Origin of the sequence: Halorientalis marina, from assembly GCF_023028345.1 — an archaeon.
GTDB lineage: Archaea > Halobacteriota > Halobacteria > Halobacteriales > Haloarculaceae > Halorientalis > Halorientalis marina.
Map to the genome: position 1 here is coordinate 239155 of NZ_CP095488.1, position 25827 is coordinate 264981.

At 59.6% G+C, this 25827-nt stretch carries 26 protein-coding genes and 3 pseudogenes; 16 read left to right on the plus strand and 13 right to left on the minus strand.

Going from position 1 to position 25827, the window contains the following annotated elements:
* Positions 1–5: 5 nt before the first annotated feature.
* The 3 genes from MUG96_RS20110 (at position 6) to MUG96_RS20120 (ending at position 2418) form a co-directional block, all read left to right on the plus strand.
* Positions 6–548 (plus strand): helix-turn-helix domain-containing protein, encoded by a 543-nt coding sequence (locus MUG96_RS20110; protein ID WP_246988831.1) that lies wholly within the window; start codon positions 6–8, stop codon positions 546–548.
* Positions 545–1021 carry a hypothetical protein gene (locus tag MUG96_RS20115; RefSeq protein WP_246988833.1) on the plus strand — a complete coding sequence of 159 codons (477 nt, stop codon included), beginning with the start codon at positions 545–547 and terminating at the stop codon, positions 1019–1021. The genes MUG96_RS20110 and MUG96_RS20115 overlap by 4 nt, the downstream gene beginning before the upstream one ends.
* Before the next feature lie 179 nt (positions 1022–1200).
* Complete coding sequence (locus MUG96_RS20120; protein ID WP_246988835.1) at positions 1201–2418, plus strand: RNA-guided endonuclease InsQ/TnpB family protein; 1218 nt, start codon at positions 1201–1203, stop codon at positions 2416–2418.
* Between the two features lie 96 nt (positions 2419–2514).
* Here the strand turns inward: MUG96_RS20120 and MUG96_RS20125 are convergent, their stop codons facing one another.
* On the minus strand, positions 2515–3186 hold the full coding sequence (locus MUG96_RS20125; protein WP_246988837.1) for a helix-turn-helix domain-containing protein: 672 nt from the start codon (positions 3184–3186) through the stop codon (positions 2515–2517).
* 508 nt (positions 3187–3694) lie between these two features.
* Here MUG96_RS20125 and MUG96_RS20130 point away from each other — a divergent pair.
* Positions 3695–4537 (plus strand): annotated as a pseudogene (locus MUG96_RS20130) (RNA-guided endonuclease InsQ/TnpB family protein); the annotation flags it as partial.
* Between the two features lie 68 nt (positions 4538–4605).
* Here MUG96_RS20130 and MUG96_RS20135 read toward each other — a convergent pair.
* Positions 4606–5190 carry a response regulator gene (locus MUG96_RS20135; RefSeq protein ID WP_246988839.1) on the minus strand — a complete coding sequence of 195 codons (585 nt, stop codon included), beginning with the start codon at positions 5188–5190 and terminating at the stop codon, positions 4606–4608.
* A 164-nt stretch (positions 5191–5354) separates the two neighbouring features.
* Here MUG96_RS20135 and MUG96_RS20140 point away from each other — a divergent pair, with 164 nt between their 5' ends.
* The 8 genes and pseudogenes from MUG96_RS20140 to MUG96_RS20175 all read left to right on the plus strand — a co-directional run bounded on the left by MUG96_RS20140 (position 5355) and on the right by MUG96_RS20175 (position 11834).
* A complete protein-coding gene (locus MUG96_RS20140; RefSeq protein WP_246988841.1) occupies positions 5355–5774 on the plus strand; it encodes an ArsR/SmtB family transcription factor in 420 nt (139 codons plus the stop codon).
* A gap of 549 nt (positions 5775–6323) precedes the next feature.
* Positions 6324–7394, plus strand: coding sequence for a sensor histidine kinase (locus MUG96_RS20145; RefSeq protein WP_246988843.1), 1071 nt, complete (start codon positions 6324–6326; stop codon positions 7392–7394).
* Between the two features lie 10 nt (positions 7395–7404).
* The gene (locus tag MUG96_RS20150; RefSeq protein WP_246988845.1) at positions 7405–7635 is read left to right on the plus strand and encodes a hypothetical protein; all 231 of its coding nucleotides are present in this window, start codon (positions 7405–7407) and stop codon (positions 7633–7635) included.
* Positions 7636–7771: 136 nt separating this feature from the next.
* Positions 7772–9325, plus strand: a complete 1554-nt coding sequence (locus MUG96_RS20155) for a bacterio-opsin activator domain-containing protein (RefSeq protein WP_246988847.1) — start codon at positions 7772–7774, stop codon at positions 9323–9325.
* Between the two features lie 273 nt (positions 9326–9598).
* Positions 9599–9985 (plus strand): ArsR/SmtB family transcription factor, encoded by a 387-nt coding sequence (locus MUG96_RS20160; RefSeq protein ID WP_246988849.1) that lies wholly within the window; start codon positions 9599–9601, stop codon positions 9983–9985.
* 326 nt (positions 9986–10311) lie between these two features.
* Positions 10312–11028 (plus strand): ZIP family metal transporter, encoded by a 717-nt coding sequence (locus MUG96_RS20165; RefSeq protein WP_246988851.1) that lies wholly within the window; start codon positions 10312–10314, stop codon positions 11026–11028.
* A 227-nt stretch (positions 11029–11255) separates the two neighbouring features.
* Positions 11256–11354: pseudogene (locus tag MUG96_RS20170) on the plus strand (CGCGG family putative rSAM-modified RiPP protein); the annotation flags it as partial.
* Positions 11355–11435: 81 nt separating this feature from the next.
* Entirely contained in the window at positions 11436–11834 is a 399-nt protein-coding gene (locus tag MUG96_RS20175) for a VOC family protein (RefSeq protein WP_246988853.1), read from the plus strand.
* A gap of 508 nt (positions 11835–12342) precedes the next feature.
* Here MUG96_RS20175 and MUG96_RS24425 read toward each other — a convergent pair.
* The 3 genes from MUG96_RS24425 to MUG96_RS20185 all read right to left on the minus strand — a co-directional run bounded on the left by MUG96_RS24425 (position 12343) and on the right by MUG96_RS20185 (position 13481).
* Positions 12343–12492 carry a DUF7563 family protein gene (locus tag MUG96_RS24425; RefSeq protein ID WP_443984569.1) on the minus strand — a complete coding sequence of 50 codons (150 nt, stop codon included), beginning with the start codon at positions 12490–12492 and terminating at the stop codon, positions 12343–12345.
* A 187-nt stretch (positions 12493–12679) separates the two neighbouring features.
* Positions 12680–13129: an HVO_A0114 family putative DNA-binding protein gene (locus MUG96_RS20180; RefSeq protein ID WP_246988855.1), complete on the minus strand. Its 450-nt coding sequence runs from the start codon at positions 13127–13129 to the stop codon at positions 12680–12682.
* The gene (locus MUG96_RS20185; RefSeq protein ID WP_246988857.1) at positions 13122–13481 is read right to left on the minus strand and encodes a toxin-antitoxin system TumE family protein; all 360 of its coding nucleotides are present in this window, start codon (positions 13479–13481) and stop codon (positions 13122–13124) included. The genes MUG96_RS20180 and MUG96_RS20185 overlap by 8 nt, the downstream gene beginning before the upstream one ends.
* Before the next feature lie 441 nt (positions 13482–13922).
* Between MUG96_RS20185 and MUG96_RS20190 the strand changes: the two genes are divergently transcribed.
* Positions 13923–14195: a ribbon-helix-helix domain-containing protein gene (locus MUG96_RS20190; protein WP_246988859.1), complete on the plus strand. Its 273-nt coding sequence runs from the start codon at positions 13923–13925 to the stop codon at positions 14193–14195.
* Positions 14188–14472, plus strand: a complete 285-nt coding sequence (locus tag MUG96_RS20195; protein WP_246988861.1) for a type II toxin-antitoxin system RelE family toxin — start codon at positions 14188–14190, stop codon at positions 14470–14472. Before MUG96_RS20190 ends, MUG96_RS20195 begins: the two co-directional genes overlap by 8 nt.
* A gap of 43 nt (positions 14473–14515) precedes the next feature.
* Here MUG96_RS20195 and MUG96_RS24310 read toward each other — a convergent pair.
* The 3 genes and pseudogenes from MUG96_RS24310 to MUG96_RS20205 form a co-directional block, all read right to left on the minus strand.
* A pseudogene (locus tag MUG96_RS24310) lies at positions 14516–14650 on the minus strand (DUF5615 family PIN-like protein); the annotation flags it as partial.
* The gene (locus tag MUG96_RS20200) at positions 14651–14926 is read right to left on the minus strand and encodes a DUF433 domain-containing protein (protein ID WP_246988863.1); all 276 of its coding nucleotides are present in this window, start codon (positions 14924–14926) and stop codon (positions 14651–14653) included.
* A 920-nt stretch (positions 14927–15846) separates the two neighbouring features.
* Entirely contained in the window at positions 15847–17697 is a 1851-nt protein-coding gene (locus tag MUG96_RS20205) for a cytochrome c oxidase subunit I (protein WP_246988865.1), read from the minus strand.
* A 668-nt stretch (positions 17698–18365) separates the two neighbouring features.
* Between MUG96_RS20205 and MUG96_RS20210 the strand changes: the two genes are divergently transcribed.
* Positions 18366–19031, plus strand: a complete 666-nt coding sequence (locus MUG96_RS20210) for a helix-turn-helix domain-containing protein (protein ID WP_246988867.1) — start codon at positions 18366–18368, stop codon at positions 19029–19031.
* 191 nt (positions 19032–19222) lie between these two features.
* On the opposite strand, the gene MUG96_RS20215 is transcribed toward MUG96_RS20210, so the two are convergent.
* The 3 genes from MUG96_RS20215 to MUG96_RS20225 all read right to left on the minus strand — a co-directional run bounded on the left by MUG96_RS20215 (position 19223) and on the right by MUG96_RS20225 (position 22548).
* A complete protein-coding gene (locus MUG96_RS20215; protein ID WP_246988869.1) occupies positions 19223–19477 on the minus strand; it encodes a transposase in 255 nt (84 codons plus the stop codon).
* 261 nt (positions 19478–19738) lie between these two features.
* Positions 19739–20242 carry an IS630 family transposase gene (locus tag MUG96_RS20220; protein ID WP_246988871.1) on the minus strand — a complete coding sequence of 168 codons (504 nt, stop codon included), beginning with the start codon at positions 20240–20242 and terminating at the stop codon, positions 19739–19741.
* A 200-nt stretch (positions 20243–20442) separates the two neighbouring features.
* Positions 20443–22548, minus strand: coding sequence for a PAS domain-containing protein (locus MUG96_RS20225; protein ID WP_246988873.1), 2106 nt, complete (start codon positions 22546–22548; stop codon positions 20443–20445).
* On the opposite strand from MUG96_RS20225, the gene MUG96_RS20230 reads away from it, so the two are divergent.
* Complete coding sequence (locus MUG96_RS20230; protein ID WP_246988875.1) at positions 22525–22773, plus strand: hypothetical protein; 249 nt, start codon at positions 22525–22527, stop codon at positions 22771–22773. The two genes, MUG96_RS20225 and MUG96_RS20230, sit on opposite strands and share 24 nt — an antisense overlap.
* Before the next feature lie 290 nt (positions 22774–23063).
* Here MUG96_RS20230 and MUG96_RS20235 read toward each other — a convergent pair whose 3' ends face one another.
* Positions 23064–23789, minus strand: coding sequence for a DICT sensory domain-containing protein (locus MUG96_RS20235; RefSeq protein ID WP_246988877.1), 726 nt, complete (start codon positions 23787–23789; stop codon positions 23064–23066).
* Positions 23790–23902: 113 nt separating this feature from the next.
* Positions 23903–25663 (minus strand): globin-coupled sensor protein, encoded by a 1761-nt coding sequence (locus tag MUG96_RS20240; RefSeq protein WP_246988879.1) that lies wholly within the window; start codon positions 25661–25663, stop codon positions 23903–23905.
* Positions 25664–25827 lie beyond the last annotated feature (164 nt).

Genomic DNA, 25827 nt, shown 5'->3' on the forward strand with positions numbered 1-25827 from the left:
CCAGTATGCCGCCCGAGAATCCGCCAGACGAGACCGACTGGGTCGAGACGTGGAAAGAGCACGCGTCGGCGTTCGACCGAGTGAAATCGGTCACGATGACGCTCTCGGAGCCGCGGCCAGCGTCGTGGATCGCAACGGAAGCGGGCGTCTCACCGAATACGGCCCGGGACCACCTGCGCCGACTCGTCGATCTCGGTGTGGTGACAGCGACCGAGAACGATAGAACCCGCCACTACTATCCAGACCCGCTGTACACGCGGCTCCGGGATGTCAGGGAGTTGCTCAAGGAGACGACGAAACGCGAACTGTCGGAGCAGGCCGCCGAATTGAAAGACGACATTGCGGCCTGGAAGGCCGAGTATGACGCTGATTCCCCGGCGGCCCTGCGTGAACGAGCGGCCAAAGACGATGTCGCTGCTGAACGGGCGCACGAACTCGTCGCGGTCGCAAGCGATTGGGAACTCGCCCGATACCAACTCTCGCTCGTGCAGGACGCCATCGAGAACTACGATACCTGGTCAGCCGATCCGTCATCGATCACAGGATGACGGCGGATTCTGGCCGGGATCGACACCGCATCCTCCGCGAGTTGCGCGGCGAGTTAGCGCGACACCCTGCCGTTCGAGCTGTCAAGGGGGACCCGCCGGACGCGTATCGGGAACTGCGAGCGACTCTCGACCCATCGTGGTTCGGTCACTCAGGGGAGACAGCATCGCTCCGGCTGACGTGGATCCCGGATCCGTCACCTGGGCCCGACGCATCTGATCGCGAGAGCGACACCTGGAAGCGAACACCGATTCGGGCGTACTACACCCTCCATTACAGCGATCCGGACGGTCTCGACTGTGGACTCCACTGCGAACCGAACCCACACGTCGACGGCTTGCTCCACTATCAGGAGCGCGAGGGCACGACTAAGGAGTACACGTACGTGCCAGTCTCGTTCGACGCACGCTCGGTGACCGGGCTCCTGTGGGAAATGATGGATGCGCTCGCCGACCGGCTCGGCGATGCCGGTTGACTGATTGGTACATGAATAGTCGACTATTTCGACTGCATTACGATGGATGGGTGATTTAATTCTGTGTTTCAAACTAGGTAGCGAGGCGGATTCCCCGCCCCACCGTGGGCGGGGTTGAAGCCGACACTCGCTGCCACAAACCACGGACTACTAACTACCTCTACTATCTGTTGAAACTCGTGGCAGACGACTACCTGAGACGCACCGCAATCACCCGTCCCATCCTCACCGACGAGCAACAGGACCTGCTCGACGCCACCATCGGCGAGTGGAAAGATGCCTGTAACATCAGTAGTCGCATCGGATGGGATGCAGGTGAGACGCGGAAAACCTACCTCCAAGACCTCGCCTACAACACAGTGTTGGAGGAAACACGTCTCGGGAGTCAGCACGCAATTCTCGCCACCCATCAGGCCGCAGCCGGACTCGATGGTGTCGACGCAATCGAAGACCTTGATGAACACTACAAAACGTCTCAACCAGAGTTCACCAGTAACACGGTGAAATACGACACCCGGACGATGATGCTGTTCGATGATGGGTCTGTTTCGCTCTCCACTGTCGATGGCCGGATTCGGTGTGGCCTGAATCTCCCCGACGAAGAAGACGGGTATCAATACGAATACCTCACTGATGTCGAGTGGGAAGTAACAGAGTCTACGCTGTCAAAGCGTGATGGCGACTACTACCTCCACCTTGGGTTTCGAAAGGACAAACCCGAGAAACAGGTTGAACAACAGGGTGACGACGAGGACAGGACAGTTCTCGGCGTTGACCTCGGTATCGTCAACATCGCCACCACTAGTACAGCGTACTTCGCCTCCGGCAGAGAACTTCGACACCAGCATCGAGAGTTTGAGCGGATACGCGGCGATCTCCAGCAGACTGGTACACAATCCGCCCATCGGACGATTCAGAAGATGAGCGGTAGGGAATCACGGTATCTTCGTGACCAACTCCATCAAGTTGCGAATCAGATTCTCGAAGAAGCACGTACTCACGATTGCGAGTACATCGCGTTCGAGAACCTGAAACACATCAGGGAGCGTGCGCCTCCCGTCAAAGAGTTCCACCAGTGGGCGCACCGGCAGCTCGTTGACCTCGTTGAGTACAAGGCTGAAGCCGAAGGGATTAGCGTCGAGTTTGTTGATCCGAAGAACACGAGTCGACGGTGTCCCGAATGTGGTCACACGAGCGACGGGAATCGCGTCAGGCAGGCGGAGTTCGAGTGTGAGTCGTGCGGTGCAACTCAGAATGCAGATTACGTGGGTGCGAAGAATGTTGGGTGGCGGTATGTCCGTCGCGGTCTACAGTCGTCGCGGCGGACGGGCGACAGTCAACTCGCCCTGAAGTCAGGAACTGTGACGCCGAACCGTGGATTCGTCCCGTCCGACTAACTGTCGGCAGAGGCCGAGTTCACTGACAAGCCCCGCGCCACCGTGCGCGGGGCAGTTAACGCGTATCCAGCAGCTCGTCTTCCCGCTCGCCCAGACTCATGCGTTCAGACGTGGATCCTCGTGGGATGCATCGATATCACAGTCGTGCTCCTCTGCGATCATCTCTAACGCCGGCTCGTAGTTCACCCGGTACTCCATCATGTGGTCGATCGTTTCGTCCAACGGAACGACTGGGTTGCCGTCGACCCATTCGCACGTTATCTCTTCGCTCGTCGGGAACAACACGTATGAGACGGTCGCGTCATAGTCGGTCGCATCTGGTCGTTCTTCGATCCGACTCGGAATCCCGAATTCATCAAAGAATGCAGTCCACCGTTCGACATCTTTGTCGCGGACCTGGATAAAGATCGGATAGTCGTCGTGACCACGGGCAATCTGATACCCGCCATGGGTCCAGACATAGACACTGTCGATTTTCGTGTACGCGAACGGCATATCGGCGAAGTGTGGAATGACGTAGCCGTCGTCAATCGACGGTGGAACCGATCGGGAGAGGGCCCCGACCATGTCGCGGTACCGGTCTCTGACCTCATAGTTCTCGATGTAGACGCCATTATCGCGCCGGACGAAACCTGCCTCGTCCAGCCGTTCGAGCCACTCATAGACCCACGAGTAGGAGCCGTCGATCTTCTGGGCGATTCGCCGAATCGAGTCTCCTGGCTGCGCCGCTAACATGATTTTCGCCGCGGTCTCATCGATGAACTCCATCATCGTTAGTTATCGGTATCGTATCTAACAGTATGAGTATTTTCCACCGACGTATGAAATAAAACTATCTCTGCACAGATAGTCATGCCACTGAGGACATCCTCGATCAGTTCAGTCATCCTCGTCGACAGCCTCGTCGAGCGGGACTACGTTGGCCTCGATATCTTCGGGAGGGTCTGCACACAAAGCAGCCCACGGTAGACGCAGCCGAGCTTCTTCCGACGGTGTGTAGCCATCGTTTGCCCGAATCGGAGACAGCAGGTGCGGCTACATTGGTGGTTGATGGCTGCGGCGGGACAACGATTGTTGAGCAATTGTCTGATCAACTGATATCGCGGTGGGTATCAGCCGCATCTGACTCGACCCTTCGAAGTTGCCTCGGAGGCAATCAGCCGCTGATTTTTATATCTGGCACCCATTAGATCCACCTGTCACAACGGAAAGCCCAGGATCGACGGGGCAATTGAGGGTGAAAACCGCCACAAGGCGGTGACCTCACCGCGTACCCTCTCACGGCAGTGGGCGTGTCCATGCTGAGTACGTCTACCCGGACGACTCACCCCAAGCCGAATATATGGAAAGCGACGAGTGGGCCAAACAGGGCGCGAAACTCCGCTACGACCGCCAGACCGATACCTACTATCTACACGTTTCCGTCACACAGGAACGCGAAGACTCATCGGAAGAAGCCGAGAGCCGAACAGTTCTCGGTGTAGACCGGAACGTGGACGGGTATCTGGCCGTCACCAGCACGGGAGCGTTCATCGGCAACGCTGACCTACTAAACCACAAGCGCCGCGAGTACGAACGTCGTCGCGCTCGGCTCCAACAGCAGGGGACGCGGAGCGCACACCTTACGATTCAGTCCATCGGTGACACCTTCGCTAACTGGCCAGAGGGCTTCCTACACCAAGCGTCAAAACGGCTGGTCGAACAAGCCGTGTCACAGGACTGTTCTGTTATCGTTTTCGAGGACCTGGAACAGATACGGGAACGTATCTCGAACGCCTCGAAGTTCCAGCAGTGGGCGTTCCGCGAGTTGAAACGCCAAACGGCATACAAAGCCCGTGCTGAAGGAATCGCCGTCGAGTCAGTCCATCCGGCATACACCAGTCAACGGTGCAGTCACGCCGACTGTGGCTTCACGCACGAAGACAACCGCGACGGTAACGAGTTTGCCTGTCAGAAGTGCGGCAAAGAGCTACACGCCGACTACAATGCGGCACGGAATATCGCACACAGGTACGTCCAGAATCGGCTCAAGTCTGGTTCTGGACGGGCGACCAATCACCTTGCCCTCAAGTCGGGGACAGTGAACGGGAACGGCGACTATTCGCCTTCCACAGTGTAGTGGACAGACCGGGGGTCCACCGACAGACCTCGGCGTTCACGTCGAGGCAGGTGATCGCTGTGTGTAGTTCAGTATCCCTCGCGATCGATCCCGGAAAAGGTGTCCAACACGTCGTCGGCGTCGGGGAGCAGGCGGCACGCGCGGTCGCGAAGCTCGTCGGTCCGGCGGTCGAGTTCGGCGAACTCCTCGTGTCCGTCGAGCTGCTCGGGTGGCAGTTCCGCCTCGATGACCGCCCGCTTCGACTCGAACTGGAAGTACTGGCCGAGCAGGTCGTATGCCAGGACCTGACACTGCTGGTCGACGGCGGCCCGGACGTCCTCACGCTCGACGGGTTTACACAGGTACTCGTCGAACGGCAGGTCGAGAATCTCGAGCCCGGGATCGATCGCCGTCACCATGATCACCTGCGTGCGCATCTCCATGTCGCGCAACTCTTTGAGCACCTCGTCGCCCGACAGTCCAGGCATGTGCCGATCTAGCAAAACCACGTCGGGCGCGTCCGCCGGATCGACGGTTTCGAGCGCCTCCTCGCCGCTGTAGGCGATCGTGACGTCGGCGACATCCTCGAGTCGGAGCGCGTACGCGTCGGCGACCTCTTTCTCGTCGTCCACCAGCAGCACCCGTGGCAGCGTCACGCGCATTTCGCCTGACATCGTGTTGTGTACGTCTTACGCTCAGGACACATAATACGCGCCGTTCGACGTCATCCGACCAGTGCAGCCCGGAAGTGAAGATAGCTAGAGCGGGGACTGGCCCCGGGTCACGATTGGTAGCGCCGGATTACAGGGAAGAGGGCTCGGAAGACGTAGCTACGACGATGCCCGAAACCGTCCACCGCGATCGCACGCGGGCCGACACGGAACCGTCACGGAACGACCCCGAGGCCGCGACCCGAGTGACCGACATGGCCGATTCCGCCGAGCTGCTCTCCCTGCTGAGCGACGACAGCGCACGGGAGATTTTGACGGCGATCACCGAGGAGCAACTGCGGGCCCGGGAGATCGCCGACCGTCTCGACATCTCCCGAACGACCGTCTACCGCCGTCTCAACCAACTGGAAGCCATGGGCGTCGTCGAGACCTCGTTCTCGCTCGACCCCGACGGCCATCACTGCAAGCAGTTCCACGCCGCGCTGGACCAGGTCGTCGTCTCGATCGGTGCCGACCGAATCGCCGTCGCCGATGCTACCGTTTCCGACGCCGACCCCAGCGGTGAACCCTCTCAGCGCGCCCGCTGACGCCCTCCCTCCACGACCCCGCTGACGCTCCCCCTCCACGCACCCGGGGAGTTCCCTGTTTCGACGGTTTCAGAGCAAGGATAGCAACTGTCGATCGACAGTGAAACGCCACCGGAGGACCGTGTGACCTCGAACGGAGCAGGTGTACACGTCCAGCTCCAGGAGTTCGAAATCACCCTGGATCGGACGGCTGGGCGTGGCTTTCGTCGTGGTCGCGCCTGTTTGGTACGCGTGTTCGGCTGGCGGTTCAGTCGGGCGGCGGCCTACGGCGCGTTCCCGTCGGCGGGGCTTTCGCCGCCGCGGTCGGCAAATCCGCGTTCGCATCACGTGGGCATGTCCGGTGTCGAGGGTCGCACAGGTCGTCGGTGTCTGCCCGCCGCCCTGCGGTCTAGCCGTGATGTTAGGACTGCTAGAACAACAACCTAAGTGCGAGGGGTGTCACCTCCCGAGTAAGGATGTCCCCGAATCCAGTCCACAGCGGACCGGGACGGAGGCGGATGGCCCATCGTCTGCGCCACTGTGGTCTCGGTTCGCTCCACCGACGGGTCGGTGATCACCGTGGATAGCGACGACTGCCAGGCGGACCGAAACGACGGCACGATCCCGGTGGACGCGGTCCCGAAGCCCCTCGCCCGGTACGCGGTCCGAGACGACACGGTGGTACTGACCGAGGCGAACGACCGGTTCGAGTCGACCTTCGCTGTCGGTGGGACCGACGGCTCGTTTCGGACCTGGTGGACGGAGAACGAACTTGCCGCCCGGGACCGGGATATCGACGAGCTCTGTCAGGCCCTCGTGGCCGGCGACCCGGTCGACGTGTTAGTTAGCGCCGATGGGGCCGGTGCCGATGCCAACGGCACAGGAGACAGGACGTACCAGCTCGAGGCCAGCGAAACCCGAGACCAGCACGGGACGATCGTCGTCACCGAGGTACCGATTGACCGCGGCGAAGATTTCGCGGGCGAACAGATCGCGAGCGTCATCAGCCACGACCTCCGGAACCCGCTCGACGTGGCGAAAGCGCACCTGCAGGCGGCCCGCGAAACGGGCGAACAAACGCACTTCGACAGCCTCGAACAGGCACATGACCGGATGGAACGGATCATCCAGGACGTGCTCACGCTGGCCCGTCGAGAGGGGGTGATTTCCCCGTCGCCAGCCGTCGAGATCGATGCCATCGCAGCGGACGCCTGGGAGACGGTCGATACGCCCCATGCGTCGCTCACGCTCGGATCGGATCTGCCCGCGATCACGGCCGACCCCGACCGTCTCCAGCGGCTCTTCGAGAACCTCTTTCGGAACAGCGCCGAACACGGCCGGACTGACGGCCCGGCGGCCGAGGCGAGCGGCGATTCCGAACCGGACCAGGACGGACTCACGATCCGGGTGGGGACAATCGACGGCGGCTTTTATGTCGCAGACGACGGGCCCGGCGTCCCCCAGGACGAACGAGCCGAGGTGTTCGATCCAGGGTACACCGACGCCGACGGTGGAACCGGGCTCGGCTTGACCATCGTCGAACGGATCGCGGTGGCACACGGCTGGACCGTCACGCTCCGGAACGGCGAGGGCGGCGGCGCACGTTTCGAGTTCCGTGGCGTCGAAACGAGCAGACAGTAACGCTCTTCGGATGGACTGGTGGAGACGGTACGACGATCTCGTACACCGCGTGATACCGATCGTCGGTGGCCTCTGCGGGACGGTGTTTCTCCTCGTGCGCTCCGGCCCGGGAGCGGCCGTCGTCTCGGTCGGTCCGATCAGCGTGGACGCGTTTTATTGTGGGCTCGGCGCGTTCGTCCTGTGGTTCTGTCTCGGTGTCTACTGGGTGTTCGAAGACGATCCGTACGAGCATCTTCCCTGAGGGGCCTGGCACGTGAACGACCGTCGAGACACCGACGGCGTGGAGACCCGTACCGCGCCGGGAGACGGACGGTCGGAGCGCCGAGTCGGTAAGTTCTATACCGGCCGGGTGGCATGCACTCGTAAGCGGTCCCGGCATGAACGAGAACCTGCAGCGTGCCCCGGTCGGTGTGCTGGAAACGACTCTCGACGGTGAGATCGAAGCGGCGAACCCGGCGGCGGCGACGACGCTAGACGCGGATGCTGGAGAACTGGTCGGACGAGACGTGTCGTCGGCGCTCCCCAGGTCCGCAAACGGAACGCTTCGGGAAGCCTTCGCCGGGGACCCGCCCGACGAGCAGTCGATCGAGGAGTACTACCCGGAGATCGACAGGTGGTTGGAGATCGATCTGTTCGGTGACGACGACGGTGTCCTCCTGTACGTGCGCGACCGGACCCGCCGTCACGATCGAACGCGGACGATCGACCGGCTCGAACACCGACTGGAGCGCGTCGAGGCGATAGACTCGCTCGTTGCGACGGTCCTGCGGAAGATCATCGACGCCTCGGCACGCGAGGAAGTCTGGCACACGGTGTGTGACCGACTCGGGACGACCGACCTGTACGAGTTCGCGTGGATCGGCGAACGGGACCTCACCGACGACCAGCTTCAGATCGCCGCGTCAGCAGGTGACGCGCCGGAACTGCTCGACACGATCAGCGACCAACTCGGGACTGGCAGTGGTGTCCCCGAGCGACTCGCCGTCGAGACCGAATCCACCCGCGTCGTCCAGACCATCGCGGACGAGGACGACATGCCACGCGAACTACGAGTGGCGGCGTTCGGACGTGGGCTCCAGTCGTCGATCGCGGTTCCGCTCGCGTACGGCGAGACCGTCTACGGCGTCATGGGCGTGTACGCCACCCGCGAGGACGGGTTCAGCGAACAGGAGGTCGCGAGCCTCGAAACACTCGGGGCACTCGCCGGGTTCGCCGTCAACGCCATTCAACAGGCCGACCTCCTGTTCGCCGACACGGTCACCGAACTGACCCTCTCGGTCGCGGACGACACGATCCCGTTCGTCGTCGCGGCCGAAACAGCCGACGACCGACTCGCCCTCGACGGTGCCGTCCTCCGTGAGGACGAGACTGTCATGTGTTATCTCCGTGCGCCAGAGGCGACCGAGGCGGTGGTATCGGCGCTGGATGGCCACACCGAGGTCTCGTCCGTACGGGCAGTCCAAGAGGGGGAGGAGACGCAACTGCTGGAGGTCGGCGTGTCGGGAGCGACACCGATCACGGCGCTGTCGGATCGGGGTGCAACGATCACGGATGCGACGTACACCCCGCGCTCTGCCGAGATCGTCGCCGACCTACCCTCCGACGGGGACGTCAGGGACGTGGTCACGACCGTGAGCGACAGATTCGACGAGACCGAGATCCTCTCGAAGGAGACACAGGCACGGGAACCGGAAACGATGGAGGCGTTTCGGAACGACCTCGCGGAGGCACTGACGGACAAACAGCGAACGGTACTCAGGACCGCACACCTCTCGGATTATTTCACCTCGCCGCGAGGGAGTACGTCCGAGGAGGTCGCGGAAGCGCTCGACATCGCCGGTCCCACGGTCCTCTATCACCTTCGGAACGCACAGCGGAAGTTACTCGACGCCTTCTTCGACGAGGGTTCGGCATCGGATATCGGTGACTGACATCGGGCAGCGGCCACGCAGGCCTGTCGGATCAACAGCGGGCCGTTTGACACTCGCCGACGGAACACTACGCTCCCGCGACGACGGGAGAGAATCGCCCGGGACAGAGGGGAGTGGGGCCGACCGTGCCGGGACACAGCCAGAGCCGTTGGCTTTCGCCTCGCTACCGTTGCAATCACGCGTATTTGCCCGCTGGTTAAGATAACTAGAGGCGGGCGAACCAGGGGTTCCAGATTAGTAGCACCGCGTTACTCGGGGGACCGCTCGAAAGACATGGATACGACGATGCCCGAAACTGTCCCCCAAACCCGCGGACGGACCGACGCAGAACTTTCACAGAGCGGCCCCGACGCCGCGGCCGGATCGAACGATTCGGCCGATTCAGACGAATTGCTCTCCCTGCTGAGTGACGACAGCGCACGGGAGATTTTGACGACGATCAGCGAGGACCCCCTCCCGGCGCGGGAGATCGCCGACCAACTCGATCTCTCCCGGCCCACCGTCTACCGCCGTCTCAACCGACTGGAAGCGATCGGTGTCGTCGAGACGTCGCTTTCGTTCGACGCCGACGGCCACCACCGCCAGCAGTTCACCGCCACGCTGGACCGGGTCGTCGTCTCGATCGACGCCGACAGGATTACGGTCGATTCGGCCGCATGACACAGGTCCAGCCGTCGGACCTACCCCTCCAATCCGACGGGACTGGTCGCGACCGGTGTGAAGCCGCCGACTGCGGCGCTCCGGGCTGGAACGTCCGGGACGACAGGCCGTGTGTCGACCCTGGGGCGGAGACAACCGGACCAAACCGCTGTGTGACGGGCCCGAAGGCCGGGGTTTCGTCAGATACTCACACGAACCGGACAGTGGCTGCTTCGCACGTGGGATCCGTTGAATGCGGGACGCGCGGTTCTCGGCGACGCGTCTCCCTTCGGCTTGCGACGGCTGCCCGGTCAAGAGCCTTGAGGCTCCGGTCGTCATGAACAGACATGGTACTCGCGCAGGCGCTGTCGTATACGGCGCTCGCGGTCGTGGCCGCCCTCGTCGGCGGTGTGATCGCAGTCTACCGACCGCCGAGCCCGCAGATGGAAAGCAACGTCCAGCACTTCGCGGCAGGGGTCGTCATCGCTGCCGTCGCCGCAGAGTTGCTGCCTGACATTCACGGCCGAGCACCACAGATCGTCGTCCTCGGGTTCGCCATCGGGGTCGCGACGATGCTGGGGATCCACCGTCTGAGCAAGACGATCGAGAAGCGCGGTATCGGCGGGCAGTTCGCCGGTGCGGCCGGGTTGCTCATCACCGTCGGGATCGACATGGTCATCGACGGGGTGTTGATCGGCGTCACCTTCCTCGACAATCCCGATACCGGCATCATCATCGCCGTGGCACTTGCCATCGAGGTACTCTTTCTCGGTGTCGCCGGGGTCGTCGCATTGCCACGAGACCTGAGCATGATTCGGAAACTCGCCGTCCCGACGGCGTTCGGCGTCCTGCTAACGACGGGCGTGATCGCTGGCGTACTCGCACTGGACGGCGTGACCGGCGCTCCGATCGCGATCATCCTCGCGTTCGGTTCCGCCGCCCTGTTGTACCTCGTCACCGAGGAACTGCTCGTGAAAGCAGCGGAAGTCCCCGAGACGCCGGTGTCGACGACGCTGTTTTTCGTTGGCTTTCTGGCCATCTTCCTGCTCGATACGCTCCACTGAGGACGGCACACGAAGGAGCGACGCAGTCTCTCCGGATTCGGTCCCGGTGGGACCCGCGGTGCGATAAGTGCTCGGTGATTGAGCGGTCCAGCGGATGCCGAACGATCGCCAGATATCAACACCGCAGTCGTAGTACAGCCAATCCATCCAGACGGCTCTGGTGAATCGCTGGACAGCGGCGGCTTTGACCGTTTGAACTGGGAGTATGAACCGGGAAACCGCCAATGCTCTATTCGGCGCTCGGAGACGAGTTCGGAGACGACGTCGACTGGGAGTACGACGAACAGTGTGGCTGTGGCGGTCACGTTGTCCGGGTCCACGTGTAGCGGTGAGGGCGATCGATCGCCCTTAGCTCGTCCACCAGCGACAACTCCACGCTTTTCAGCCCGGGGACTGCAATTTCCGGTATGGACCCAGAGTCGTTTTTTCACGTCGCGATCAAGACCGACGACCTCGATGCGAGCGAGGGGTTTTATCAGGACCACTTCGATGCGTCCGTCGTCGAACGAGGAAGCGCGGACGGTAGCGGCAGCGCGACCGACGTCAATCACGTCACGCTCGATATCGGGGACAAGCTCCTCTATCTGTTCGACGAGGCGCCGTACGAGGCTGCTGGACTGGTCGAGTCCGTCCCGACCGGCTTCCTCCACTTTGGATACGTCGTCCCGGACGTCGACGCCGCGGTAACCGATCTCGATGCGGCGAACGTGCCGGTTTTCATGCCCCCGACCACGTTCGGCGACCTCCGGATCGCGTTCCTCACTGATCCCAACGGTGCCCGCGTCGAACTTATCGAACACCTGTGAGTCAGACGGATTGGTGAAGGGTCGCCCGTCGTGGGATCGAGGATCTCATCGCGGGTGTCTGTGACCACTGTGCCACGTTCAAGGGTGTCGCCGAGGCTGTGAAAGCCGAAGGCTTCGAGATCGTGGGTGAGGAACACTCGCCGGACGTGGCTGCACTCGTCGCCGACGGGTACGACCTACACACCGTCTGAACGCCGGGAGCGGTGCTTCCTCTTCGAGTGGGTCGCCCGTATTCGACTGAAACGATAGCACGGGGTCTACTTCCTCAAGGGTAGTTGTCTCCCAGTCCTCGTCGTGTTCGGCTCTGTACCGACGCCGGTACTCCGCCCACTAATCCCTATAATGGTCGGACCACTTCCGACGTTCGTCCGACGGGCCACCGGTTGCGGCCGGTCGTTGGGATGTTGCTCGTCATTGGAGACGCCGCGTGGCCGGAGGCTGTCGACCAGTACGCGAGTCCATTCGTTCGGGTTCACGCCGACGCCGATCCGCTTCCGCTGGATCACTGTCAGTCGTCCGTTGCACGTTGCCGGCTCGTATCACCGATCCCGGCGTTCGCCGAACAGTTCGGACAGGCGTATACCTCCCCATGCTCGTCGCCGAACACTCGCCGGAACCGCTCGGAAACGTGCTCGCCGCAGTTTTTACATTGGGACATGTTCCCACGATTCTGTCTACGAATTATGGCTACTAATATATTTTCATATAGCCCAAACTCTGGTTTGCTAATAGAAAGAAATAATTTATTATATGCTCCGGTCTATAGTCTCACGGACGACTACAGTTGACGGCGAGTCTCGATAGATCCCAGACGCGAAAAATCACACACCGCAACGCTCCACGGTTCAGGATGGCGCTGCTGCCGTATCGCCAGCCTCTGGATCGAACGGAAGGTTGATAACGAGTTCGTCGAACCAGACGACCGGTCGTTTCCGCTGGCCATCTTCTTCGAAGTAGATGATACCCAGTTGAGCGAGTCGGCTGAGTTCCTCGTGGACGTTCTTTACGTCTCGTTCAACGACCCGTGCCGTCTCGTTGATACTGGCCGGTTCGTCGCGACGGATAGCTTCGATGAGCTCGAGCGTCCGCGGCGTCAGCGTCTCAAGAAGGTCGTCGTAGCTGGTGAACGAGAGCGTCGGCGTCGAGTCCGCCGTGTCATCCGCAGCAAGGTCCTCGATGCTGGCAGTCACGTCATCGTGGAACTCCTCGGCCGATTTCACGGTCACGACGAGCGTCGATTCGGCCTGGAGCTGTTCGCGTTCCATCGGATGCAGCGGTGGTGTGGTATCAGTCATTGTGATCACCTTGTGAGTCGACCTCGAACTCGTCTTTCGGCACCTCGCTCCAGAACCGGTCCCAGAGTTCGACCATACCCGGGAATTCGGTCGTCTCTGGGTCGGGCTCCGGTGCGACGTGTAATTCGTGCCCCTTCGTGTCCTCGTGGGAGTTATCGTATCGGCGAATCGTCCCGTCGTCGAGCGTCTGGGGAGGGTCCGGCTGCGTCGCGCCGTAGTGGAGCTTGTAGGCCCACCCTGACTGGTACGCGTCCTGGTTAGTCCGCATACAGAATACGCGGATGACCGTCCCGTCGGGGTACTTCTGGGCCTCACTCACACCATTGAGGTCGTCGGCTGTCACCGACCCCATCCTCGACTATTTGTACACAGGCCAATGCCATAATGGTATTGGTTTGGAAACCAATTGTCCTGTGCAGCGGCAGCAACCGCTCTAGCATCAATCGGCGATTGATTACCTCCCACCCTGCTGCTCGTCAGCAACGAAGGCACGAGGTGGCTCGCCCGGTAATCGTGATTGACTGCTAGCAAATCCGTTGCTTCGAACCGGCCACGATAGAAATTAACCCTTTCAGAGTCGCTGTACCACGAAAACGGTGACTTATAACCGTGCAAAATCGAGATGGGCCCTGGCGAGGATCGTCCAGAGTTTTCACGGCTGTCAGCCAGCCGTTGATCGGCGGGAGATGGACTGAATCCTCCGGTCTGTGAGGCCACTGTCTGAGATCCTAGCGGGTGGAGTCTGTGCGGCTTGAGGAAAACACTCTTTATTCGATAGGTGTAACACTCTTGTATGTCGAATACAGATACAAATAGCGGCGATCCGGAGAAGACGAACGTCAACATCAGGCTGACCGAGACGTTTCTCGAGGACATCGACGCGACGTGGCAGGACGAGGGGTACAAAAGCCGGAGCGAGTTCATCCGGGAGGCGCTCCGAGACGCGGTTCGGCATCCGGACCTGACCCGCGAGAGCTGGAAGCAGATCGCCGCCGTCGAACACGCCCGTCGGACCGGCGAGAGCGAGACGTTCTCCCGCGAGGAGATCCTCGGCGACGATGAGTGACGAGGAGTGGACCTGGCAGTTTCGCAAGCCCGCCAAGCAAACCTACGACGATCTCGACGACCACGCGCAGGACCGAATCACCGACAAACTCGATGAAATCGTGAACGATCAGTGGCGGGCCCCGGACGACTATCTGGAACCACTGACTGGCGCACCACACTCGAAACTCCGTATCGGCCAGTTCCGACTCGCTGCCGACTGCAATCACGCCGAACAGGTACTGGATATCTACAGTATCGAGCATCGCAGTGGCGCGTACAAGGCCGACGACGACTGACGCGCGACGACATCAATTGGTGGTTAATTGTCATTTTTTGCTTTGCAAAGGCCGCGATTTCCGTATCCGTCGCGTCGTGCTGGAGAGCGTCTTCGACGGTAGACACTGTGAAACCGTCGATGGATTCGAGCGCCGCGATGTACTTCGCGGGGACGTTCTGGTCGCAGAGAATCCGCATCTATTCCGGCGCGCGACTCTGGGCGGCGACCGACTGCTGTCGGGCCTCCTTCTGTGCCCGGAGCGTCTCCATCAGTTCCGGGTGTTCGTCGTAGTAGTCGGTCGCTGCCCTGACCTGCGCGATGTCGAGGTCCAGTTGGTCGGCGACCTCGTCGAACTCCCACTCGCGCTCGCGAACCAGCTCGCCGATCTGGAGGACACCGACGCGCGTTCCCTCGAGGCGGGGCTCTCCGTGGAGCACGTCGGGCGTCTTCACGACCTGGACCGTCGAACTCATACTGTCAAATCGTACCGTTCCCGGCGCAAAGAGTGTTCGGTCTGACTGAGTAACACACCAGCCGTGCCCGATGATGAACTGCCGGATAGCCCACTCGAGGAAACCGTAACGGTAGACACTCTCATCATCGGTATCGACTGTTCAAGACGGTCACCAGCGAGGATGGCTGTCTCCACATAGTCCACGCTGCCGATGCGTGTCATTCAAAGACCGGTCTTCGATCCGGAATCGTAACTCGTGAGCGAAGCAAACCAACGACTATGAACGAACGAGGGGACCCAGCGTGTGGACGCCCACACGGGAGAGACGGACCGGATAACAGGCCGAGCGTGGCGCTCGGATGGCAGTTCGAATCACGGCGTGACCCCGCGGGCGCTGGAAACGAGGCCGACTGCCCCGTTCAAAATCATATAACCGCAAGACAGTGGCCGATTTTGAAACTTCGTCTGTTCCCGTTGGCCAGGAGTCGTACCGACGCAACTGGTCTTTCATACGACCGCGACCCCGTGTCTGGGGGGGCGCTGGCACTCACGACTGTTACCGGGGTTCCTAGTTCGACCACGGTTCGCGATCTGATACATTCCTTGCGGGTTCTGCCCCGGATTTTGAACGGCCGGAATCGTCGTCTCGACTGGATGCGTGACGATGTGGGGCCGCTATTCCGATCCTGATCGCGATCTCGTGCCGGTGTCGCTCTGTACTGCTGTGTCCAGAACGGGCACAGGGGGGCGAAAGCGACAGTGCCTCTAATGGAATCTTCAGCTATTCTCGCCCCAGGCGTACCATTTGTTGACTCTCGTGTCAACTGTGTCGTACTCACGTCAGAAATCGACTGCTGCATATAGAGGATGTATGCAACAGGGCAGTTCGATCATATGCTGTATAGAAATCAAAAAACTCGAAAAATAACGTCGGCAGCGTCAGTCTTCGGTTGGTTCGCTGCCGTCGATCAGCGCTGCTTGCTCCTCATCCTCGCCGTCCCCAGAACTCTCCGATTTCTGGTGTGCTCGAGAATCGTCCTCGGCCGATTCTCGACCGCCGTCAGCGATAGCGGTCTCCAGTTTACGGTCGAACCAGTTCCACTCCTTATCCAGCATCCCGTCGCGTTCGAGGTTCCACGGGTCGCCGTCCGCGACTTTCGGCCCTTCGAGCCAGGACTGCAGCAAGTTCCAGACGAAAACGAGTTGACCGACTAGCAATATGAAGGCGCCCCCGCTGGCCAGCAGGTGGAAGGTACTGACCTGTGCCAGCGGTGCGAGAGCACCGTCGAACTGGTAGGTGGCGTACCGACGGGGCATCCCCAGATAGCCCAGCGCCAGCATCGCAAAGAAGGTGAGGTTAGTTCCGATCATCGAGAGCCAGAAGTGGGCCTTCCCGAGTGTGCGCTGGTACATCCGGCCCGTGAAGATCGGGAACCAGTAGTAGATGCCCGCGAAGATACCGAAGCCGAGAGCGCCCATAAGTATGTAGTGGAAGTGCCCGACGACGTAGTAGGTGTCGTGCAGCACTAGATTGACTGGGATCGCGGCGAGGAAGACGCCGGTAACGCCGCCGATGATGAAGTTCGAGACGAACCCGATACAGAACAGCATCGGCGTGGCCAGTCGGAGGCGGCCGTTCCACATCGTCGTAATCCAGTTGAACGTCTTGACTGCGCTGGGGATCGAGATAGCGATCGAGACGGCCATAAACGAGGCCTGTAGCCGTGGGTCCATCCCGGTCGTGAACATGTGGTGAGCCCACACACCGAAAGAGAGCACACCGATGGCCAGCGTAGAGTAGACGATGAACTCGAACCCGAACAGCTTGCGGCCAGAGAACTTCGGCAGGATGAGACTGACCAGGCCCATCGGCGGGAGCACGAGGATGTACACTTCGGGGTGACCGAAGAACCAGAACAGGTGTTGCCACAGGATCGGACTCCCGCCCTCGACCGCGAAGAACGTCGTGGCGAAGTTCCGGTCCAAAAGGAGCATGACAAGAGCGCTACCCAGCAGCGGGAACGAAAAGAGAATGAGCGCCGATTGGGTCAAGACAGTCCACGAGAAAATGTCGAGATTCGCCCAGGAGACGTCCTCACCGCGCTCGGTGAAGACTGTCGCGATGAAGTTGATCGCGCCCATCGTCGTGGAGACTCCCGAAAGGTGCAGGCCCAGCAGCATCAAGTCAACGCCAGGGTTGGCCTGTTCGGCCGACAGCGGCGTGTACATCGTCCAGGCGGTCTGGGCGGGTTCGACCGCGTTTCCGGTGAGAGGGGCGGTGAAGAACCCAGCCCAGATCAGCAGTGCCGCGGGGGGCAATAGCCAGAAGGCGATGGCGTTGATCCGCGGGAAGGCCATGTCGTCCGCACCGATCAGAAGCGGGATGAAGTAGTTCGCAAACGCCGCGATGATCGGCGTCCCGAACAGGAACAGCATCGTGATCCCGTGACTCGTCATGATAGAGTTATAGGCGCTCGTTCCCAGAATCGCCCCTCCTGGGACGATAAGCTGGATGCGAATGAGCATCGCCATAATGCCACCGACGGCGAACGCGATGATGGCGAACAGTCCGTACAGTAGGCCGATGTCTTTGTGATCGACGGTCGTCAGCCAGCGAATTAGCCCAGTGGGTTTCTCCCGGGTGAGGGGGACGGCGTCCTCTCCGGTCGCTGTCCCACCCTCGGCTAGTGGCGTGTACGACCGCCAGTTCTCGACGCGCGTGAGTAACGCGACAATGCCGACAAGGAGAATAGCCATCACCCCAGTCAACGCTAGATCTCCTACAGCCATTCTAACGAAAGGAAGACTCGTAATTGTAATATTCCACGGGTTAAGCGTATAACACGCTTATACCAGATGTGAAAATCCGTGAACTCCCGTCTCTCTCACACGGTACATAAAAGGAGGGTCCAATGCGCTCAAACGTGAGTCGTGGCGGCCGCTGAATCTGTCTCCTGTGTTAACTTCCTCGTTGTTTCGGCCGTAGCAACCGAGCGACGTGCGGAAGGGGGCGGGAAGACAGAGGATTTTCTATCCATATATAAATAGGCTATATGATTAAGCTACAGAGCGATACGGTCACGGCTATGCTATTTATTTATATGCCACAGGAACGCACTGACGGCGACGGAACCAGCGCTACTGAATCACACCTCTACCTCCCTGGGGTGACCACCACGACATTCAAAACCGGTCGGTTCAGGCGTATCTGGGCGATGCTACTCGGCCATCGTGCTGGACCACCGGAATAGATCAATAATGGCCAGAGTTGGAACGACCCGAGCGGATTACCGCTTCAAGGCGCGACTCGTATTCAGAACTCACGACCGACCGACTCATTTAAGCTACCATACGACCACCGTTACACCCCCGTTAGCGAGCACTGAAATGTAGATTTTCACCGGTCATATAAAATATTGAATACAATTTGGACGAAGTAAAATAGTAGCCAAAGAACGATGAGCGATATCAAGACAGTCGTCCGAGTCAAGCATCCTGACATCGTGCTTACACAGACGGTTGCTCACGACCGGAGTTCGAAAGTGAAGTCGGTTTCAGAAGCAGGAACTGACCCGACGGCGGGAAAATTCTTCTATCATATAGAGTCTTCCGATTTCCACCAGTTCGAGGACGGATTACGGAAGGATAGCACCATCGGTGGATTCGAGCGAGTCATCGATACTGGAGACGAGGAGGCGATCTACAGTTTCGAATATACGGACGATGCGAAGATCATCTCACCAGTAATTTCGGCGGCGGACGGTGTCATCCTCGACATGGAGAACGACGGAAGCGCCTGGACAATGACCATATGGATGGCTGAGCGAACGGACCTGGCCCATCTCTGGGAATATGCACGACAGAACGACATCGATATCGATCTACTGCGTGTGAACGAATACGATGGGTTAGGTAATACGGGCGCTGGGTTGACCGATAGCCAACGAGAAGCACTCCTTGTGGCACTCGAATCAGGGTATTTCGAAGAGCCGCGGAACGCAACTCTCAGCGAGGTTGCAGCCGATCTGAATATCTCTCAACCCGCAGCCAGTGGGCTCCTTCGACGTGGACTCAAGCGACTCATCATGTCGTCCCTGAAGGACGATAGTGAAGAGCCAGGTTGATCGACGGCTACTCGCTGCAGTGGCGGTGATGCCACACAGGCCACTACTCGCGCCCCGTTTAGCGTGACGGGAGGCGTGTGGTGAGCGCTATGCGCTCTGCATTCAGCAGACCGCTAAACTCCCAGAAGATATGTAGAATGTAGCATCGGCGGGGAGCCGCTGTCGTCCGATTGTCGCAGTCTTTTCGCCTACTATACTGCCCGACGTAAGTAATCGGTTATCTGTGGTGGGTTGATTTGGTCAAGTGCAGCAGTCATAGCTGGTCTGCGCTCGTCGATCGAACCGAAAAAGCGGTTGCCGAGAGTCCGTTTCAATTGGCGCCAGCACTCCTCGACAGGGTTGAGATCCGGCGATCCACGCGGAAAGTACGTCACCTCGATCTGCGTTTCTTCGATGAAGTCGCGCACCTGCTTCGACTTGAAATACGACGCATTATCCAGCAACACGTGGATTTCTCGCCAAACTCATCTTGCAGTGCTCGAAGAAATCTGATCGTCACGTCGCTTGTGAAGCGGTCTACGACTTCGGTTGCGAACAATTCTCGCTCGTCAGTAACTGCGCCGAGGAGTTTGACGCCTTTTTTCGAGTGCTGCCAAAACGGGAACGTGACGCGCTTTCCGCACGGAAACCACGAGTGGTACAAGTCACAGCCGACTGTTTTTCGAGTTTGATCGACCGCAATCGTCGTGTACTCATCAGAGAGCGAATTATCGATTTTTTTTGGTAGTTTCCCAAAATTCGGTGCGTTCATCCTCGTCAGCCGTCGGCGGTTGCGGCCGCGGCGTTTGCCAGGTAAGACCGGCGTCTTTTAGCAATCTCTGGACGTGACGCCGGGAATATTCCACGTCAAATTCGTCCAGGAGAAACTGTCGTGCGAGTTCGGTCGTCCACGCCGGTTGGTCGTAGCCGGCCTCAGACGGCGGATTTTGAACAGCCTCTTGAAACTCCGCTCGGTCAGAATCATCGAGTTTCGGTGGCCGACCGGAGCGCTGCCGATCCTGGACGGCTTCGCTGATCGGTTCTTCTTCGAGGCGGCCGAACCACCGATAAATCGTTTGCTCACGCGTATCAAGCCACTCTGCGATCATTGGTGCAGACGGTCCTCGCTTGTAGATAATCGCAACAAGCAACCGCTTTGTCTCTCGTTTTCCGGTTGCTTCCTCGAGTGCCGCCTCCAACTCCTCTACAGAGACGTTTTCTAATCTTGCCATTACACCATTCACATCACGAAGTTAGTTAGTACTATCGATTAGTTTTGTCTCTTAGTATAGTCGGACAGGGGTGGGACAATACCAGAAGTACGGGGCCGTAGTCAGATAGTTTTCCTCTCCGTGAACGCGACCTCGAGGAGCGACAAGTGGACAGTAATCTCCTCTTCGGGATACGTGGAATTCCGACAGAGTGTCGGTGGTTATCGCTGTAATCGATCGAATAGCCGCTCAAAAAGCGTCTGCTGCGCATTTCGTAGATGATAGGAGAAAGTCGACTGAGTCAGTGAGAGCGCGTCGGCGATCTCGGTTGCCGTACTGCGTCGCGGTGACCGGAAGTACCCACCGTACATCGCAGCTCGCAGGACCTGCTGTTGACGGTCCGTGAGTTCCTCCTCGAAAATATTACAGAGCACCCACCCGACTGCGTGTGCATCCGTCTTCGCAGCCGGAGTGTATTCACGTTTCGAGGCAAACGTGGTTTCCGGGAACGACTCCTGCACACGTGCCACCAGCGACCCGATATCGGTACCGAGTGGTACTTCGCAGACGACTTCGGCCCGACCGTCAGTTACTGTGTCCGTCGTGACGACTGCACCCTCTGTGACTAGTGTCTGTGCCAGGGACCGCCGGCGAAGCCCGATTTCGACTTCTCCGCCAGGCGGATGCTCAGTCTGCCGGATCTGTCGCAACTGGGCGGCCCGGTCCGCGTCTTCCGCGACATCACCGAGGGCATCCAACGAAGCACCCTGAACGGACGCATAGTGGACGAGCATCTCATTCGAGGCCGGAATCGTGTCCATGACCTCGATCGTACAGTCTAGTTGTTCAGAAGCGGAGACAAAAAACGACGCCGAGTCAGTACTCTCGAAGGTGAGCTCGGCCATTTTGTCGGCGTGGAGAATGCGCTCTGTCTCGAGTGAGTGAAGGACCTGCCCAACCCGCTCACCGAACGTTGTCAGGAGTGTCTGCTCGCGGCCCCCGAAGGCCTCCCCACGGTGTGTATACAGGACGAGTAGACCGTAGACACGACCTCTATGCTGAAGAGGAACGATAGCGCCACCCTGGAACCCGTTGTCCAGTGTATCCGCTCGCCACCGTGCAAACCGTGAGTCGGATTGGGCCCTCGTAACCACCTGTATCTCGCCTGTTTCGACAGCGAGCGCTGCCGGAGCGACCTCTGCCTGCGATTGTATCGGGAGGGTCACCGACTCGTCGGCAGCGACAGATCCCGACCCTTCCTGGAGATCCGACTCGATCAGTTCCGTGCCCGGGGTGTGCTCACTGATCCGTGCGTACTGGTATTCTCGCGTGTCCGTCAGCAACTCACAGATTGCCTGTCTGGTCTCCTCGGCCGCGGTTGCGCTGTTGAGAATCTCGTCGGCCGGCTGGAACGTCTCGATAAGCTGTTCGAGACGTTTGGGAACGGTGACGTCTTCCAGCGCGACGATGATCTGCTCGATAGACCCGTCCTCGCGCTTGACGGGAGCGACGTTGCTCGACAGCCACCGTTCGGAGCCGTCCGGGAGTGTGATTCCGTGAGTGAACCCCTGGATGGTCTCGCCGGTTTCAAAGACACGCGTGATCGGATGGTCCTCACGCGTGATCGGGTTGCCCGCCTCGTCCCAGATGTCCCAGTCGGGGTGGGTGTACCCCTTTTCATCCATCTTGTGTCTGGACAGGCCAAGTAACTCTTCGGCACGGGAGTTTGTGCGAGTGATATCCCCCTCGGCGTTCAGGAGGATGATTCCAACGGGAGTCGTTTCCAGAACGTGATCCAGTTCCTGTTCGGCTACTTTCGAGTCGGTGATATCGGAGAAGACGATGACGACGCCGTCGTCGCTCGGGTGGACTCTGGCTTCGACCCACTGCTCTTTTTCGGCATTATATCGCTCGAAGGATGTCGATGACTGCGTATCGAGAGCCGTCTGGATTTTCTCTTCGGCGATGGTGTCAACCGCTTCGGGGAAAACGTCCCAGACGTATTCACCGCGTAGTTCCTCGCTGTCTTGACCGAGAAGCTGTTCGGCCTCTTGGTTCACGTATGCGTAGGAGAGGTCGCTGTCGAGTGCGGCAACGCCATCGGACACGCGCTTCAGACTGTCTATCTCCCATCGAGTGATTGCTGATTTGATGAGTGTGACGACCGCCTCGGCCAGTTCCCGCTCGGTTCCGGTCCACGCCCGCTGGCCCGTGCTGGGTTGCTGGTCCGTGCAGACGACTGTTATCGAGACAGATGTTCCGATGCGTGTGCAGGCCTTCGCTGTCAGGGTGTCTGTAGTCTGATGGAATCCATCAGTTTCGAACACATCGTCTCCTACCCGGATCCTGGCCTCAATTGTTTTCGAACGCCGGAACCACTGTGGGAGTTCAGCGACGTACGTCCGAATACTGTCGTCAATATCGTCAGACAGGCCAGTAAAGAGTTCACTCGCCCGCTTGAGCGCGTTGAGCGCGTTCGTTCGTTCCTGAAGTTTTCTCTCGGCTGTCTCTCCGGACTCGGTGGTTTCGTCTACTACTTCGGCCCGTTCTGACGTGCGCTCTTCAGTCTCGAAAATATCACGCCACGTAACAGAATCGGCTTCGACAGCGTCGGCGCGATTCGACTGCTCTTCCTCGCCATCTCTATTCTGCCGATCCTGTCCGCTCATCTCACATCACGGTCTTTCACCCAGCTTTAAATAACATATTACTCATTTCATATTTTTAGAATAGTGGTGATATTTCTTCCAACCAGATATTTGTCAGTTTTCTGTATCGAGATGAGGGATTCGGTATGCACTCTCGCATGTGAACTTTAGAGGGGAGATGTCACGTCGTCGGTTCAGGAGTCGTAGGTCTGATTCAGGTGAGCGAGCAGGTGATCAACGAATCCCGGATCGTACATCAAAATTCCGTGAAATCCAATGTCGTCGTTTTCGCGGGCAACTAAAGCAGTCTTCTGCGTATCGTCGCCACCGCCGTCGGAGACGACAAACCACGTTTCAGCAATCTCGGCCGTCGAAACTGCATGAACGTGCCCGGAACCGAAATCCGGTGGCGTAGCGTCGGGGACGCCGTAGGCGTGTACAGCGACCCCTCGACGAGCGAGATCGGTGTAGACGGATCGTTGTTCCGCCATGACCGAGCACTGCTGAAACCCCGCGTGAATCGTACCCTGGCCGACCCGACGGGCACGGTCCTCGATTTCCCGGGACGCGTATAGCAACTGTTCCGTATCGTACGACGTGAAGGAGGTCTCCTTGAGATGACGGAGGATGTCCTCGTATTTCCCGTCGGCTATGCCGAACTGGCCGGCTCCTGTCGGCGCGTCTTCGAGCAACTCCCTGAGGGTCGCGACGTCGACGACCGCGAGCACTTCCGCCGCGTTGCTGAGGACTGCGACGCCTTCCGGTTTCCCAGATGCCGTTCGGTCGACGGTGATTCGCACGTTCAACGTCTCGAAATACGACCTGAGGTCCTCGTGTATCGCGTCAGTGGAATCGAGGTTGAACAGACGGAGTTCCTTCTCGCGGTGCCTGATATACTCGATACTGTCCCGGAGACCCATCGACGCATCCGAACGTGAATCCATTCAGTACTCCTCCCTCGTTGCTATCTCCAGCGTCTGCTGCCGTCTGTTTTCGCTATCGGTACGATCCTGTTTCCGCTGGAAGCCCCTCATCACAGCAGGTCTGTCGGATCACGGTTCCCGATAGCCACCTCTCGCAGTTGCTCCTCGGAGAGCGTTTCGATCACGAAGTCCGGCATGTCGTCGGGGAGGTCTTGCGGAATCGACACCTGCTCGGAGTCAGTCGTAGTGACGGTATCCTGCCCGCCGTCCGTCGCGGAGCGTTCACCAGATAGGCGCATTACTGACTCCTCCACTTCGGAGACCATCGCCGCCTGTTCCTCGTTCGCCGCAGCCAGACTCTCGATCTCTTCTGCGACGCGGTCGGTCCGATCGACCACCTCGTCGACCATCGACGCGATCTCTTCGGCAGCAGCAGCCTGGTCGTCGGTCGCGTCTGCGACTTCGCTGATTCCGTTCGCTGTTTCGGTGACAGCCTCGACGATTTCAGTCAGGCTGTCCATGGCGTCCTGAACCTGCTCGATACCCCGATCAACCTGCTCGGTGGTGCCAGCGAGATTGGCCGCCGTCTCCTCGGCATCGGTTTGAATCTCATCGACCATCGTCTCGATATCACTGGCGTGTGTCTGTGACTCCTTCGCGAGTGACTTGATTTCGTCTGCGACGACGGCGAATCCTTCACCCGCTTTCCCGGCACGAGCGGCCTCGATCGACGCGTTCAGCGCGAGGATGTTCGTCTGTTCGGCGATGCCGTCAATCGCATCGACGAACTCGTCTATCTGCTGGACACGGTTCCGTAACGAGGTGACATCGTCCGCCACTTCGTTTACAGCGTCGCCAATATCGTCCATGACCCCAACAGCAGTGTCGGCGGCTTCCTTGCCGTCTTCGGCGAGGGTTTCGGACCGGTCGCTCGCACTCTCGACCTGATCGGTTGTCGATGCGACTTCCTCGATTGTCGCCGAGAGGTTCGCTACCTCGGACGAGATCTCGTCCACCCGTTCGGACTGTTGGGTCGCTGCGTCGCTGATTGCGGTGGCGCTCTCGGCGACGTCCTCGGCGCTCGTCTGGAGGTCACTCACCGGTTGTTTCACGTCTTCCTCGACGTCGGCCATCAACCGTTCGTTGCGCTCTATTTCCTCCTCGAGTTGCTGGCTGTATGAGTGGATGTAGGTGTCAGTGACGACCTGCATGTCGAGATTGATGACTCGGAGAATCGCAAGGATATCCTGCACGGCGTCGTCGACCTCTTCTTCGACCGCTGTTTCGATTTCGCGACGCGAGAGATCAGGTCCGGGATTCAACGCGTCCTCTCCCCCGCCAGAGGCAGGTTCAGTCCCGCCGTCTGCGACAGCGTCGGTCAGGCGCTCGGTGAGTGATTCGACGAGGCGGTCGCCCACCAGCGGGAGAATGAGATCGTAGTAGACGCCATACTGGCCGAGATAGTGTTTCATCGGCATATCCAAAATGTCGTGGAGTTTGCCGATACGGGCCCGGTCCCGGAAGTAGTCTGTGCCGTACTCGCCATCGGCAAGCGTCACGAGATACGCCGATTGCGTCCGCTTGAGTTGCTCGACGTTCTTGGGCGACCGCCCGATAACCTCGACTGTCTCTTCGTGGTCAGTCAGGTTGTCGTAGAAGTCCTCGGCCACCTGTTCGGCGTTGTCCACGAAGTCATTGTGATACGTCCGAAGGCGGCGGATGTCGTCGTCGGTGAAACCGACGAAATCCTTCCGCCACCGGATTTCAGACTTATCCAGGCCGATCTCGTCAACAAGCGAGTCCGCGTCCAGCTGGTCGTTGAGGCCGCCCCGTCCAAAATCGTCTCGGCCGTACTGCGGCGAATCGGACATGGACGTGATTGGATCGAACACGAGCATAAGTCCCGCATCTAGATACCGGCACACTACCAGGAGCACGACTCAGTCGATGTTCTCGGCTGGGGCTTCGAGGGACGCTTCGAACGGAGAAGTTGCGGATCGAGACGATGGTTGGTTCTCAGCCGTGATACTCATCC